General features: G+C 46.8%; 10 protein-coding genes. 8 read left to right on the top strand and 2 right to left on the bottom strand.

Features of this window, described 5'->3' with window-relative positions; genetic code table 11:
* Positions 1-574: 574 nt before the first annotated feature.
* Positions 575-1,081: an S-ribosylhomocysteine lyase gene (gene luxS / locus RHEIN_RS17940; protein ID WP_008900400.1), complete on the bottom strand. Its 507-nt coding sequence runs from the start codon at positions 1,079-1,081 to the stop codon at positions 575-577.
* A 255-nt stretch (positions 1,082-1,336) separates the two neighbouring features.
* On the opposite strand from luxS, the gene dnaK reads away from it, so the two are divergent.
* From dnaK to RHEIN_RS17925, 3 genes are all read left to right on the top strand, one after another.
* Positions 1,337-3,244 (top strand): molecular chaperone DnaK, encoded by a 1,908-nt coding sequence (gene dnaK, locus RHEIN_RS17935; protein ID WP_008900399.1) that lies wholly within the window; start codon positions 1,337-1,339, stop codon positions 3,242-3,244.
* 100 nt (positions 3,245-3,344) lie between these two features.
* Positions 3,345-4,484 (top strand): molecular chaperone DnaJ, encoded by a 1,140-nt coding sequence (gene dnaJ / locus RHEIN_RS17930; protein ID WP_008900398.1) that lies wholly within the window; start codon positions 3,345-3,347, stop codon positions 4,482-4,484.
* Positions 4,485-4,623: 139 nt separating this feature from the next.
* The gene (locus RHEIN_RS17925) at positions 4,624-5,430 is read left to right on the top strand and encodes a M48 family metallopeptidase (RefSeq protein WP_008900397.1); all 807 of its coding nucleotides are present in this window, start codon (positions 4,624-4,626) and stop codon (positions 5,428-5,430) included.
* Positions 5,431-5,703: 273 nt separating this feature from the next.
* On the opposite strand, the gene RHEIN_RS17920 is transcribed toward RHEIN_RS17925, so the two are convergent.
* Positions 5,704-7,023 (bottom strand): Na+/H+ antiporter NhaC family protein, encoded by a 1,320-nt coding sequence (locus tag RHEIN_RS17920; protein WP_008900396.1) that lies wholly within the window; start codon positions 7,021-7,023, stop codon positions 5,704-5,706.
* A gap of 230 nt (positions 7,024-7,253) precedes the next feature.
* On the opposite strand from RHEIN_RS17920, the gene RHEIN_RS17915 reads away from it, so the two are divergent.
* The 5 genes from RHEIN_RS17915 to greA all read left to right on the top strand — a co-directional run bounded on the left by RHEIN_RS17915 (position 7,254) and on the right by greA (position 14,351).
* Positions 7,254-8,408: an iron-containing alcohol dehydrogenase gene (locus tag RHEIN_RS17915; RefSeq protein WP_008900395.1), complete on the top strand. Its 1,155-nt coding sequence runs from the start codon at positions 7,254-7,256 to the stop codon at positions 8,406-8,408.
* Between the two features lie 86 nt (positions 8,409-8,494).
* Positions 8,495-9,304, top strand: coding sequence for a 4-hydroxy-tetrahydrodipicolinate reductase (gene dapB, locus RHEIN_RS17910; RefSeq protein WP_008900394.1), 810 nt, complete (start codon positions 8,495-8,497; stop codon positions 9,302-9,304).
* Between the two features lie 196 nt (positions 9,305-9,500).
* On the top strand, positions 9,501-10,631 hold the full coding sequence (carA, locus tag RHEIN_RS17905) for a glutamine-hydrolyzing carbamoyl-phosphate synthase small subunit (RefSeq protein WP_008900393.1): 1,131 nt from the start codon (positions 9,501-9,503) through the stop codon (positions 10,629-10,631).
* Between the two features lie 25 nt (positions 10,632-10,656).
* A complete protein-coding gene (gene carB, locus RHEIN_RS17900) occupies positions 10,657-13,878 on the top strand; it encodes a carbamoyl-phosphate synthase large subunit (RefSeq protein ID WP_008900392.1) in 3,222 nt (1,073 codons plus the stop codon).
* Positions 13,875-14,351 carry a transcription elongation factor GreA gene (greA, locus tag RHEIN_RS17895; protein WP_008900391.1) on the top strand — a complete coding sequence of 159 codons (477 nt, stop codon included), beginning with the start codon at positions 13,875-13,877 and terminating at the stop codon, positions 14,349-14,351. Before carB ends, greA begins: the two co-directional genes overlap by 4 nt.
* Positions 14,352-14,381 lie beyond the last annotated feature (30 nt).

Raw genomic sequence — 14,381 nt, 5'->3', positions numbered from 1 at the left:
TACAGAACCCCGCTCAGTGAGCGGGGTTTTTTATTTGCGTGAAATCTGATGGTGAGCCATTCGAGCAGGGCATTCCCATGCGACAAATTGGCCGGGAGCCAATTTGGACCGCCAACGGCGGGTCCCAAAGGGACGAACCCCATGGATGGGGTGCGCAAAGTAGTTCACCGCCAGGGTGAAACAGGAAAAACGGGACGCAAACAGTTTTGCGTCACGCCTGTTTCACGCCTTGAGCTCTGCGACCAAACTCCCGGGAGCAGTTTGGAACGGCGCAGCCGGCCCGAAGGGTGGAGGGCAGGATGCCCGGAATAATGTAGTTCACCGTCACGAATTCAACACCAATCCGCTCTTCGTATTCCAAACGGGCGCCCACAAGGGGGGCCCCTACAGTTCACCGCCCCCAAGCACAGAACCAACCTGCTTGAATTCCGAACATATTTAGCTCAGCTCTCAGCCAAAAATCAAACGCGCCCGCGCACCAGAGAAGCCCCTAAGTCCCACCTCAGCGCAAAAAAACAAGCAAAAAAAAGCCACAGCATGTTAACGCTGTGGCTTTTTGTTTCGATGACAAAACTTATTGCTTTAAAAACTCAGCAGAAAGTTTTAACTCGTCGTTTAAATTCACACCTACACCACGGCTGATAATGTTCTGTGCTATTTCTTTGGCTTCTTCCAAAGAATGCATCTGAGCAGTACCGCATTGATAAATGTTCAGCTCAGGAATTTCAGACTGGTTTTGTACTGTCAGTACGTCCGCCATAGCGGCTTGCCATGCTGCTGCGACACGCTGCTCGTCCGGTGTACCAATCAGGCTCATATAAAAACCTGTGCGACAGCCCATAGGGGAAATGTCGATGATTTCTACGCCGTCACCATTTAAATGATCACGCATAAAACCGGCAAATAAATGCTCCAGTGTATGAATACCTTTTTCCGACAGAATTTCTTCGTTAGGCACACAAAAACGTAAATCAAAAACAGTAATAGCATCACCTTTTGGCGTGTTCATTTTTTTCGCAACTCGTACAGCAGGAGCTTTCATAATGGTGTGGTCAACGGTAAAGCTGTCTAATAAAGGCATAATGGTTCTCTCTGTTCAGGCTCTGTGTTCGGTAATTATGAAGGATTATACGCCGCAATTGCTTTTGGGGTTAAATGCTTTTCTGTTCTATTGCCTTAGTTTCAGCGCTAATGGGCGGCTGAACCCGCCTTTTTGCTCATTTATCGCACAAACGATAAATTTTTTTAAAAAAATAACCTTGAATCGAATAGGGATAAACCCCATTAACCAGTCAACACAATTTTAATTGTAAAGATTAATAAGCGGAGAGTAGTTATGGGTAGAATTATTGGTATTGACTTAGGTACAACAAACAGCTGTGTGGCTATTTTAGATGGCGACCAGCCACGCGTTCTTGAAAACGCTGAAGGTACCAGAACCACTCCTTCCATCATCGCTTATGCTGAAGACGGCGAAGTATTAGTAGGTCAGCCAGCTAAACGTCAGGCTGTGACTAACCCAAAAAATACTTTGTTCGCAATTAAGCGTTTGATTGGTCGTCGTTTTGAAGATGCTGAAGTTCAGCGTGATATCAAAATCATGCCTTACCAAATCGTTAAAGCTGATAATGGTGACGCCTGGGTTGAAGTGAAAGGCAAAAAATTAGCTGCACCACAGATTTCTGCAGAAGTGCTGAAAAAGATGAAGAAAACTGCTGAAGATTATCTGGGCGAGCCAGTGACTGAAGCGGTAATCACAGTTCCTGCTTACTTCAACGATGCACAACGTCAGGCCACTAAAGATGCCGGCCGTATCGCTGGTTTAGAAGTAAGACGTATCATCAACGAGCCAACAGCAGCTGCTCTGGCTTATGGTATGGATAAGAAAAAAGGCGACACCAAAGTTGCAGTGTATGACTTAGGTGGCGGTACTTTTGATATCTCTATCATTGAAATCGACGATGTAGATGGCGAACAAACCTTTGAAGTATTAGCAACCAACGGTGACACTCACTTAGGTGGCGAAGACTTTGACTCTCGTGTGATCAACTACTTAGTAGACGAATTCAAAAAAGAGCAGGGCATTGACCTGCGTAACGATCCACTGGCGATGCAGCGCTTAAAAGAAGCGGGCGAAAAAGCCAAGATCGAATTGTCTTCTGCTTCTCAGACTGAAGTGAACCTGCCGTATATCACAGCAGATGCCACTGGTCCTAAGCATTTAAACATCAAAGTAACCCGCGCTAAGCTGGAATCGCTGGTGGACGATTTAATTCAGCGCACTATCGAGCCGCTGAAACAGGCATTAAAAGATGCTGACCTGTCTGTAAGTGATATCAACGATATCATCCTGGTAGGTGGTCAGACTCGTATGCCTAAAGTTCAGGAAGCTGTTACTGCCTTCTTCGGTAAAGAGCCACGTAAAGACGTGAACCCTGACGAAGCTGTAGCTGTGGGTGCTGCCATTCAGGGCGCTGTATTGTCTGGTGATGTGACTGACGTCTTGTTATTAGACGTAACCCCACTGTCTTTAGGTATAGAGACTATGGGTAGCGTAATGACAGCCTTGATTGAGAAGAACACCACTATCCCAACCAAGAAGTCACAAACTTTCTCTACTGCAGATGATAACCAGGCTGCTGTAACTATCCATGTGCTGCAAGGTGAGCGTAAGCAAGCTTCTGCCAACAAGTCACTGGGTCAGTTCAATTTAGAAGGTATTCGTCCAGGCCGTCGTGGTGAACCACAAATCGAAGTAACCTTCGACTTAGACGCTGATGGTATTCTGCATGTGTCTGCCAAAGATAAAGACACTGGTAAAGAGCAGAAGATCACCATCAAAGCTTCTTCAGGCTTAACGGATGAAGAAGTGGAACGTATGGTACGTGACGCTGAACTGAATGCTGAAGAAGACAAAAAGTTTGAAGAGTTAGTGCAAACCCGTAACCAGGCTGACGCTTTAGTGCATGCAACCCGCAAGCAAATTGAAGAAGCAGGCAACGACTTAGCCACCAACGACAAGCAAGAGATTGAAGCTGCTGTTGCAGCGCTGGAAACAGCCATTAAAGCAAACGATAAAGCAGAGATCGAAGCTAAAACTCAGGCGCTTATTCAGGCCTCTCAGAAACTGTCTGAAGTGGCTCAGGCGAAAGCGCAGCAAGGTGGCGCTGAACCTCAAGCACGCAATGCTGCTGGTGATGACGTCGTCGATGCTGAGTTCGAAGAAGTTAAAGACAACAAATAATCATTGTGTCTGTGGGGTGGCCTCTTTAAGATGCGCCCCATACCAGAGTAAATTTGAGCGACCGCCCTGTGCGGTCGCTCCTCTATCAAGATGAGTTGTTATGTCGAAGCGTGATTATTACGAAGTGCTTGGCGTCGAAAAAGGCGCTGACGATAAAGAAATCAAAAAGGCCTATAAACGGCTCGCCATGAAGTTTCACCCGGACCGAACTCAGGGTGATAAAGCTATGGAAGAGAAGTTTAAAGAAGTGCAAGAAGCCTATGAGATCCTGTCGGATGACCAGAAGCGCGCTGCGTATGATAACTATGGTCACGCTGGTGTGGATGCTAACCGTGGTGCCGGTGGTTTTGGCGGCGGTGGTGGCGATTTTAATGACATCTTCGGTGATGTGTTTGGTGATATCTTTGGTGGCGGTCGCCGCGGCGGTGGGCAGTCCCGCGCCCAAAGGGGGTCAGACTTACGTTACAACCTTGAGTTAAACCTCGAGGACGCTGTACGGGGTAAGTCGGTTGAAATTAAAGTGCCAACCTGGGTATCTTGTGATGTCTGTGATGGTTCAGGCGCAAAAAAAGGCACTCAGGCTAAGTCTTGCCCAACCTGTCATGGTGCGGGTCAGGTGACTATGCGTCAGGGCTTTTTTGCGGTGCAGCAAACCTGTCCTACCTGTAGTGGTCGCGGTAAAATTATCCCTGATCCATGCACTAAGTGTCATGGCGATGGCCGCGTAGAAAAAACCAAAACGCTGTCTGTGAAAATCCCAGCTGGTGTAGATACTGGTGATCGTATCCGTTTAGCCGGTGAAGGTGAAGCAGGGCAGTTTGGTGCGCCAGCCGGTGACTTGTATGTGCAGGTGCATGTCAAAGATCACCCTATCTTTGTCCGTGACGGCAACAACCTATATTGCGATGTGCCTATCAGCTTCAGCACTGCAGCTTTAGGTGGCGAAATTGATGTACCGACTTTAGATGGTCGTGTGAAACTGAAGATCCCGGCAGAAACCCAGACTGAAAAAATGTTCCGTTTACGCGGCAAAGGTGTGCAATCAGTACGGGGTGCTGGTGTCGGCGATTTAGTTTGTAAAGTGGTGGTTGAAACTCCTGTCAACTTAAGCGACAAGCAAAAAGACTTGTTGCGCCAGCTGGATGAAAGCTGGGGTGGTGATAGCGAAGCAAAACACAGACCCAAGTCTAAAGGCTTCTTTGATGGTGTGAAGAAGTTTTTTGATGATTTAACCGGCTAAAGCCATTTGTCTATATGAGCTGAATGAAAACCACCTGCAGGTGGTTTTCTTTTTTCAGATCCCGCACAATGGCTGAACTTATTTGAGCTTTTATAGTTCTATTAGCTGCCGTTTCAAGTACGAAAAGAAGGATCATTTGATGCGTACTAAGTTAGTACTTCCGTTGTTAATCGCTAGTGTGCTGCTTTCAAGCTGCACTCAGTCACCTACAGGCCGACGCCAGCTGATGTTATTTGATGATCAAAAACTAAGTAGCCTGGGTATTCAGACCTTTGAAGGAATGAAAGCTGAAGTTCCTGTCAGCAAAAACAAAAAAGTGAATCAGTATGTGCAGTGTGTAGCGAATAGCTTGCTGAAGCATACAGATGCCAAATGGCAAAAAACGCCTTGGGAAATTGTGGTGTTTGAAGATGATCAGGTGAATGCCTTTGCCTTGCCAGGTGGCAAAATGGGCGTGTATACCGGCCTGCTGTTAGTCGCAGACAATCAGTCGCAACTTGCGGCAGTCATAGGTCATGAAATTGCCCACGTGATAGCGGGGCACAGTAATGAGCGTTTATCCAGCGACCAGTTTATTTCAACTGCTTTATCTGTGGCTGATGGTGCTATGACTATGGCTAACTCGCCTTATCAGCAGCAAATGCGCACTGCTTTTGGTTTAGGGGCTCAGGTAGGTATTGTTTTGCCTTTTAGCCGGGCTCATGAAACAGAAGCCGATATTATGGGGCTGGAACTGATGGCGAAAGCAGGTTTTGTTCCTGCTGAATCCGTAAAATTATGGCAGAACATGGCGGCTAAGGGCAGTGGCTCTACGCCACAGCTGTTATCCAGCCACCCAGTGCCGGATAACAGAATTAAAGAGCTGAACAAACATATGGCTGTGGCAGATGGCTACTACCAGCTGCGACGTAGCCAGGGCGCTTTACCAAACTGTAATAAAGCCTAAAACAAAATGATCTGTGCACAATAAGACAGGCCGACTTAATGTCGGCCTGTTTTTTTACATTTTTCTGTCCTGCAAAATGCCTGTCCAGGCCATCGTCGCTGCGCTCCGACGTTAAACCTCGCTCCGGTCGATTTTTTACATTTTGCTGTCCTGCAAAATGCCTGTCCAGGCCATCGTCGCTGAGCTCCGATGTTAAAAATCGCTCCGGTCGATTTTTTACATTTTGCTGTCCTGCAAAATGCCTGTCCAGGCCATCGTCGCTGAGCTCCGATGTTAAAAATCGCTCCGGTCGATTTTTTCCAGCAAAATACGAGCTATGGCAAAAGCCGCAAGAAACAGGCAGTAGTAACTGTGTGTTACCACATCCCATGGCGATAAACCAAAACTGGCACCCAGCAACAAAGCCTGAGCTCCATAAGGTACTAAGCCCTGTGCAATGCAAGCAAAGACATCCAATAAGCTGGCACTGCGTTTAGGCGTGATTTGGTGCTGTTGAGCAATATCTTTACTGACTTCACCCACCACGACTATGGCCACTGTATTGTTGGCAATACAGAGGTTGCTGGTAAAAGCCAAAGCGGCAATAGCTAACTGCTGAGCTTTATTACCTGCCAATTTCAGTTTTAAAGCCAAAGCTGTGACATGGCTGGATAAATACTGCAGGCCGCCTTGTTGCTTCACAAACTCACCTAAAGCCCCGACCATCATCGATAGCAGGAAAATCTCCTGCATAGAGCCAAAACCTTTGTAGATGTCTTTGCCCAGATTAGCCAGTTGATAATCTGCAAATACCACACCTTGCAATGCAGCCAGAACTATACCCAACAACAGCACAGCGAATACGTTCATACCTGCGACAGCCAGTACAAGGATAGCTGCATAAGGCAAAACACCAGTCCAGCTAAAGTCTTTCACTGCCACTTCCGTTTGGCTTTGCGCTAAAAACGCAAACAGAAGCAGGGCTACTGCAGCAGCAGGCAAAGCAATTTTCAGATTTTCTCTGAATTTATCTTTCATCTGTGCACCCTGAGTGCGGGTTGATGCAATAGTAGTGTCGGAAATAATAGACAAGTTATCACCGAAGATGGCACCGCTTAACAGCACACCAGCCACTAAGGCAGGGTCCAACTGAGCCTGAGTACTTAAACCTACAGCGATCGGAGCCAAAGCACCAATGGTTCCCATTGAGGTGCCCATAGCCGTTGCAATCAAGGCAGAAATAACAAATAAGCCGGGTAATAAAAATTGCGGCGGTACTATGGTTAAACCTGCATTCACCACTGCATCCACACCGCCAGTTGCCTGAGCTACAGTGGCAAAAGCGCCAGCCAGCAGGAAAATAAAGCACATCGTAATAATATTGCTATTGCCAGCCCCTCTGATTAATACCTCCAGAGATCCAGTTAAAGGCGCTTTATAAAGCCAAATGGCTAATACCAAAGCCGGGATAATAGCGACAGGCCCTGGCAACTGATAAAAAGCATAGTCAACCCCCTGAGACTGCAGATATAAGCCTGTGCCAAGAAATAAGGCGACAAAAAGCAACAAGGGCAGCAAGGACAAGCGAGCTTGCTGTTTTTGCGATAACGTCATGAGTTTTCCTCTAAACCTAAAAGGTTTTAAAATTTTTCGGAATATAGAGACGTCCAGAAGTCCTGTCAAATATTAAAGTTGACTAAGCTATAGTCCCATTCGCTTAAAACCAGCCTAACTGAATTCCGGTATTTTTCCTATGCCAGAAGAAAAACCTAGTAGGCGCTTGAACTTAAAGCGGTTCAGGCCCATATAAATAGCTGAATTTTGTTTTAAGCACCGGAGCTTTTATGTTTAATTTTTCGTACCAGAACCCAACCCGTATTGTGTTTGGTGATGGTCAAATCAGCCAGTTAGGTCAGTTGATACCTACAGGCAGCAAGGTGCTGCTGACTTATGGTGGTGGTTCTATTAAGCAAAACGGTGTCTATCAGCAAGTGATGGATGCGTTAAAAAGCCATCAGGTTTTGGAGTTTTCCGGTATAGAGCCTAATCCAAGCTATGAAACTTTAAGTAAAGCTGTCGCTTTGGTAAAAGCAGAAAAGATTGATTTTATTCTGGCTGTAGGCGGCGGCTCAGTAGTGGATGGCAGCAAATACATAGCAGCTGCTTCACTTCTTGAGCAGGACGGCTGGGCTATTTTAGAGAAAAAAGCCCGTATTAAAGCGGCCTTGCCATTAGGTTGTGTATTAACCTTGCCTGCCACAGGTACTGAGAGTAATGCCAATGCGGTGATTACCCGCCAAAGCACTCAGCAAAAGCTGGCGTTTTCTCACCCATCTGTCTATCCGCAGTTTGCTATTTTAGATCCGAAGGTGACCTACAGCTTGCCGGCTAAACAAATTTCTAATGGTGTAGTGGATGCTTTTGTCCATGTGATGGAGCAGTACCTGACCTATCCGGTGAATGCCGCTGTGCAGGACAGATTTGCTGAATCTTTATTGCAGGTGCTGATTGAAGAAGGACCAAAAGCCTTAAATGAACCCGAAAATTACGATGTCAGAGCCAATGTGATGTGGGCTGCCACTATGGCGCTGAATGGCCTTATTGGGGTGGGCGTGCCACAAGATTGGGCGACTCACGGTTTAGGCCATCAGCTAACTGCCTTGTATGGTTTAGACCATGCTCAAACTTTGGCTGTAGTGCTGCCTGCCTTAATGCAACAGCAACGTGCAACTAAGCATGACAAGTTATTGCAGTACGCCAGCAGAGTCTGGGGGTTGCAGCAGCAAGACCCGGAACGTCAGATTGATGAAGCTATAAGCCATACCCGTGCTTTCTTTGAGCAAATGGGAGTGCCAACCCGTTTAACGGCTTATGGTCTACCGGCCTCTTCGGTTGATGAGCTGATGGCTAAGGTGATGGCACAGGGCATGGCGAAGTTGGGTGAACATGGAGATATCGACTATAACGTCAGCCGGGCCATTTTTACTGCCGCAATCTGATCTATAGCCAGGCAATTAGGGTTGCATATCCATCCGGACTGCCGTTTAATAGCGGCCGTATTACAATAGCCACACAGGATAAACAGATGAGTACAGTAGGTATTTTAGGTGCTAACGGCCGTATGGGCAGAGCTTTAGTCAGCGTAGCTAAAGAACACCAATTGCCCATTACAGCTGCTACTGTGCGTGCCGGTTCTGCGTTAACAGGTATGGATGCAGGTGAATTGGCGGGTTGTGGCAAACTGAATCTGGCTTTTACTGAGACTTCTGTTGCTGCTTTAGCTTTGGCTGATATCTGGATTGATTTCACTATGCCAGAGGCTATGCTTGTGCATCTGGAACTGGCGGTGCAGGCAAAAAAAGCGCTGGTGATTGGTGTAACGGGTTTAACTGATGTGCAATATGCCGCAGTGCAGCAGGCATCCAAACATATTCCTATCGTTTGGGCTCCCAATATGAGTGTTGGCGTGAATTTATTACTGCATCTGGTACAAACCGCAGCTAAGGTGATGGGGCAGACAGCAGATATTGAAATTATCGAAGCACACCACAGATTCAAAAAAGATTCGCCTTCAGGCACTGCTATGGCGATAGGCCATCAAATTGCCAAAGCTTTGGATCGTAATCTCTCTGATGTGGCTGTCTATGGCCGTGAAGGTATTACGGGTGAGCGTGATCAAAAGACCATTGGTTTTGCGACTGTGCGGGGTGGTGACATTATTGGCGATCACACAGCACTCTTTGCAGATCTCGGTGAACGTCTGGAAATTACTCATAAAGCATCCAGCCGCAGCACTTTTGCTCAGGGAGCGTGGCGTGCAGCGCTTTGGTTGCAAAATAAACAGCCTGGACTTTATTCTATGCAACAAGTGCTGGGTTTGGCTGACTTAGCTTAACTTTTTGAGCGATATGTTATAAAAATGCGATCAAAGCGTCATTTTCATAAAATATCAAAAAAGAGTTAGACCAAATAGCTCAAATCGCCTAGAATAGTCAGGTTTGCCTAAGCAAATTTGGGTTCAAAAATTCTGGGTCAAAACGGGTGGTGAACAACAATGTTTTTCCCCCGTTTTCTGCTGTTTGGAGGTTATTTTGACTAAGTCCGCCCTGCTCGTACTGGAAGACGGCACCGTATTTCGCGGTACAGCCATTGGCGCTGAAGGTATTTCTGTTGGAGAGGTGGTTTTTAATACCTCGATGACCGGGTATCAGGAAATCCTCACGGATCCTTCCTATGCTGAACAAATCGTCACTCTGACATATCCTCATATTGGAAATACCGGCACGAACGATGAAGATGAGGAATCTGATAAAATCTGGGCCAAGGGCCTGATTATCCGTGACCTTCCTTTGTTAGCCAGCAATTTCCGTAATCAAGCCTCTCTTAGTCACTATCTTAGTTCCCGTAATATTTTAGGCATCGCCGATATCGATACCCGTAAGCTAACCCGTATTTTGCGCGAAAAAGGCGCACAAAACGGCTGCTTAATGGCGGGAGACAACTTAGATGAAAGTAAAGCCTTAGAACTGGCTCGTGCTTTCCCTGGTTTGTCTGGTATGGACTTAGCCAAAGAAGTTTCGGTGAAAGAACCTTATCAATGGACAGAAGGCAGCTGGACTTTAGGCCAGGGTTTTTCCAAACCAGATAATTCAGCCTTTCATGTGGTTGCCTACGATTTTGGTGTGAAACGTAATATTTTACGTATGTTGGCTGACCGCGGTTGTCGTTTAACTGTAGTTCCTGCACAAACATCTGCTGAACAAGTATTAGCACTGAACCCTGACGGTATTTTCTTATCCAATGGTCCTGGTGATCCGGCTCCTTGTGATTACGCTATTAAAGCCATTGAAACCTTCCTGACCACCAACATCCCTGTGTTTGGTATCTGTTTAGGTCACCAGCTACTGGCTTTGGCCAGCGGTGCTAAGACGATTAAAATGACTGTAGGTCACCATGGTGGTAACCATCCGGTGAAAAACCTGGATACAAACAAGGTGTTAATCACAGCACAAAACCACGGTTTTGCTGTAGAAGAGGCTACCTTACCTGCCAATTTACGTGCGACTCACAAGTCGTTGTTTGATGGTACTTTGCAGGGCATTCACCGCACCGACAAACCAGCCTTCAGCTTCCAGGGACACCCTGAAGCCAGCCCTGGTCCACACGAAGCCAGTGAATTGTTTGACCACTTTATCGAATTGATGCAACAGCGTCAGGCTTAATTGAGATGAGAGACAGAGAATAGCTATGCCAAAACGTACCGATCTTAAAAGTATTCTTATCCTCGGCGCCGGTCCTATTGTGATTGGTCAGGCTTGTGAGTTCGATTATTCAGGTGCTCAAGCCTGTAAAGCATTAAAGGAAGAGGGTTACCGCGTCATTCTGGTGAACTCTAACCCTGCCACTATCATGACCGATCCGGAAATGGCCGATGCGACCTACATCGAACCAATCCACTGGCAAGTGGTAGAGAAAATCATAGAAAAAGAACGTCCATGTGCAGTGTTACCTACTATGGGCGGTCAGACGGCATTAAACTGTGCGCTGGATTTAGAGCGTCATGGTGTGCTGGCAAAATACAATGTCGAAATGATTGGCGCTACAGCGGATGCCATCGACAAAGCAGAAGACCGTGGTCGTTTTGATAAAGCCATGCGCTCTATCGGTCTGTCTTGCCCACGCGCAGGTTTTGCTCACTCTATGGAAGAAGCCTACGGCGTGCTGGAAACTATTGGTTTCCCTTGCATCATACGCCCATCTTTCACTATGGGTGGTTCAGGTGGTGGTATTGCTTACAACCGCGAAGAATTTGAAGAAATCTGTACCCGTGGTCTGGATTTATCGCCAACCAAAGAATTGCTGATTGATGAATCTTTGATTGGCTGGAAAGAATACGAGATGGAAGTGGTTCGTGATAAAAACGACAACTGCATCATCGTTTGTTCTATCGAAAACTTCGATCCTATGGGCGTGCATACAGGTGATTCGATCACTGTAGCGCCTGCTCAGACCTTAACGGATAAAGAATACCAAATCATGCGTAACGCCTCTTTGGCTGTGCTGCGTGAAATCGGTGTGGAAACCGGTGGTTCAAACGTACAGTTTGGTATTAATCCTGAAGATGGCCGTATGGTCATCATTGAGATGAACCCACGTGTTTCACGGTCTTCAGCCCTGGCATCTAAAGCAACGGGTTTCCCTATCGCTAAAGTAGCAGCCAAGCTGGCTTGTGGTTATACGCTGGACGAGCTGGCCAACGATATTACCGGTGGTAAAACACCAGCTTCGTTTGAGCCAAGCATCGATTACGTTGTCACTAAAGTGCCACGTTTTAACTTCGAAAAATTTGCTGGTGCCAATGACCGCTTAACTACACAGATGAAATCTGTAGGCGAAGTGATGGCTATTGGGCGTAACCAACAAGAATCGCTGCAAAAAGCCTTACGTGGTCTGGAAATTGGTGTCTGCGGTTTAGACCCAATCATTGATATCCGTGCTCCTGAAGCCAAAGAAAAAATCATTCGTGAACTGCGTGAACCTGGTTCGCACCGCATTTGGTACATAGCGGACGCCTTCCGTTTGGGCATGAGCATGGATGAAATCTATGAGCTGACCAAAATCGATCACTGGTTCCTGGTTCAGATTGAAGATTTACTGAAAGAAGAAACTGCAGTGCAAGCTGCTGGTTTTGCAGGTTTAGATGAAAAACGCTTAAAAGTATTAAAACGTAAAGGTTTTGCTGACCAACGTCTGGCTGATTTATTAGGCGTCGCTGAAGGCGAAGTGCGTAAAAAACGTCACAGCTTTGGCCTGCACCCTGTGTACAAACGTGTAGATACCTGTGCTGCTGAATTTTCATCAGACACGGCTTACATGTACAGCACCTACGATGAAGAATGTGAAGCTGCACCAACCAATCGTGACAAAATCATGATTATTGGGGGTGGTCCAAACCGTATCGGTCAGGGCATTGAGTTTGACTACTGCTGTGTACACGCTGCTCTGGCATTACGTGAAGACGGCTACGAGACTATTATGGTCAACTGTAACCCTGAGACCGTATCAACAGACTACGACACCTCAGATCGTCTGTACTTCGAATCTATTACTTTGGAAGACGTACTGGAAATCGTGATCAAAGAACAGCCAAAAGGCGTTATTGTTCAGTACGGCGGTCAGACTCCATTAAAATTAGCCCGTGCTTTAGAAGCGAACGGAGTGCCAATTATTGGTACTTCACCAGATGCAATTGACCGTGCTGAAGACCGTGAGCGTTTCCAGCACGCGGTGGAGCGTTTAGGTTTAAAGCAACCACAAAACGCTACTGTCACCAGTCTGGAAGAAGCCATCGCCAAAGCGCCAGGCATTGGTTACCCAATGGTTGTACGTCCATCTTATGTTTTAGGTGGCCGGGCTATGGAAATCGTTTATGACGATATCGACTTACGTCGTTATATGACAGAAGCGGTCAGTGTGTCGAACGATTCTCCTGTCCTGCTGGACCGTTTCCTTGATGATGCGATTGAAGTCGATATCGACGCCATTTGTGACGGCAAAGAAGTCATCATCGGCGGTATCATGGAACACATTGAGCAAGCTGGTGTGCACTCAGGCGACTCAGCCTGTTCTTTACCTCCACACAGCTTATCTGTGGATGTTCAGGACAGAATGCGTGAGCAGGTGAAAAAGCTGGCGCTGGAGCTGGGTGTAGTCGGGTTAATGAACACGCAGTTTGCTGTCAAAGATAACGAAATTTATCTGATTGAAGTGAACCCTCGTGCTGCCCGTACTGTGCCTTTTGTGTCAAAAGCTACAGGTATGGCAGTGGCTAAAGTCGGCGCCCGCTGTATGGCAGGTCAGTCGTTAGCATCGCAGGGTATTACCAAAGAAATCATTCCACCTTATTTCTCTGTGAAAGAAGTGGTGATCCCCTTTAACAAATTCCCTGGTGTAGATCCAATTCTCGGTCCTGAAATGCGTTCAACAGGCGAAGTGATGGGCGTGGGTGATACCTTCGCTGAAGCTTTTGCTAAAGCAGAGTTAGGCGCAGGCACTGTGATCCCAACTGGCGGTCGTGCTTTACTTTCAGTGCGTGACAGCGATAAAGTGCGCGTTGTTGAATTAGCCAGAACTATGGTTGAGCTGGGTTTCGAGCTGGATGCCACTGGCGGCACAGCCAAAGCTTTAACTGCAGCAGGCATTGAATGCCGTACTGTCAGTAAAGTATTTGAAGGTCGTCCGCATATTCTGGACCGGATCAAAAACGGCGAATACAGCTATATTGTCAACACCACTGAAGGTCGTCAGGCCATTGAAGACTCTAAAGTGTTACGACGCGGCGCGCTGCAACATAAAGCCAACTACACCACAACTTTAAATGCAGCTTTTGCAACCTGTAAAGCCAACGCAGCCAATGCCTTTGCTACAGTTGCATCAGTGCAGGAACTACATAAGAGAGTATACGGATGAGTCAGATCCCTATGACGGTTCAGGGTGCTCAACGCTTGCGGGACGAACTGCAAGAGCTGAAAACGGTGAAACGTCCGGCTATCGTTTTAGCTATTGCTGAAGCGCGTGCTCATGGTGATTTAAAAGAGAATGCGGAATACCACGCAGCCCGCGAACAGCAGGGGTTTTGTGAAGGCCGCATTCAGGATATTGAAGCTAAGTTATCTAACGCACAGATCATTGATATCACTAAGTTGCCTAATAACGGCAAAGTGATTTTTGGTTCTACTGTGACTATTCTGAACCTGGATACGGAAGAGGAAGTAACCTACCGTATTGTGGGTGATGATGAGGCTGATATTAAAAACTTCAGAATATCGGTGAATTCACCTATAGCCCGGGGTTTAATTGGTAAAGCAGAAGAAGATGTTGTGACCATCAATACGCCAGCTGGTATGGTGGAGTTTGAGATCACGCAGGTGCAGTATTTATAAACTGGGCTTGTTAAAAAGTAAGGCGGCTAA

It is taken from the genome of Rheinheimera sp. A13L, from assembly GCF_000217935.1.
Taxonomy (GTDB): domain Bacteria; phylum Pseudomonadota; class Gammaproteobacteria; order Enterobacterales; family Alteromonadaceae; genus Pararheinheimera.
The sequence above is the reverse complement of the archived record's forward strand: the minus strand, read 5'-3'. Positions and strand labels throughout refer to the sequence as shown.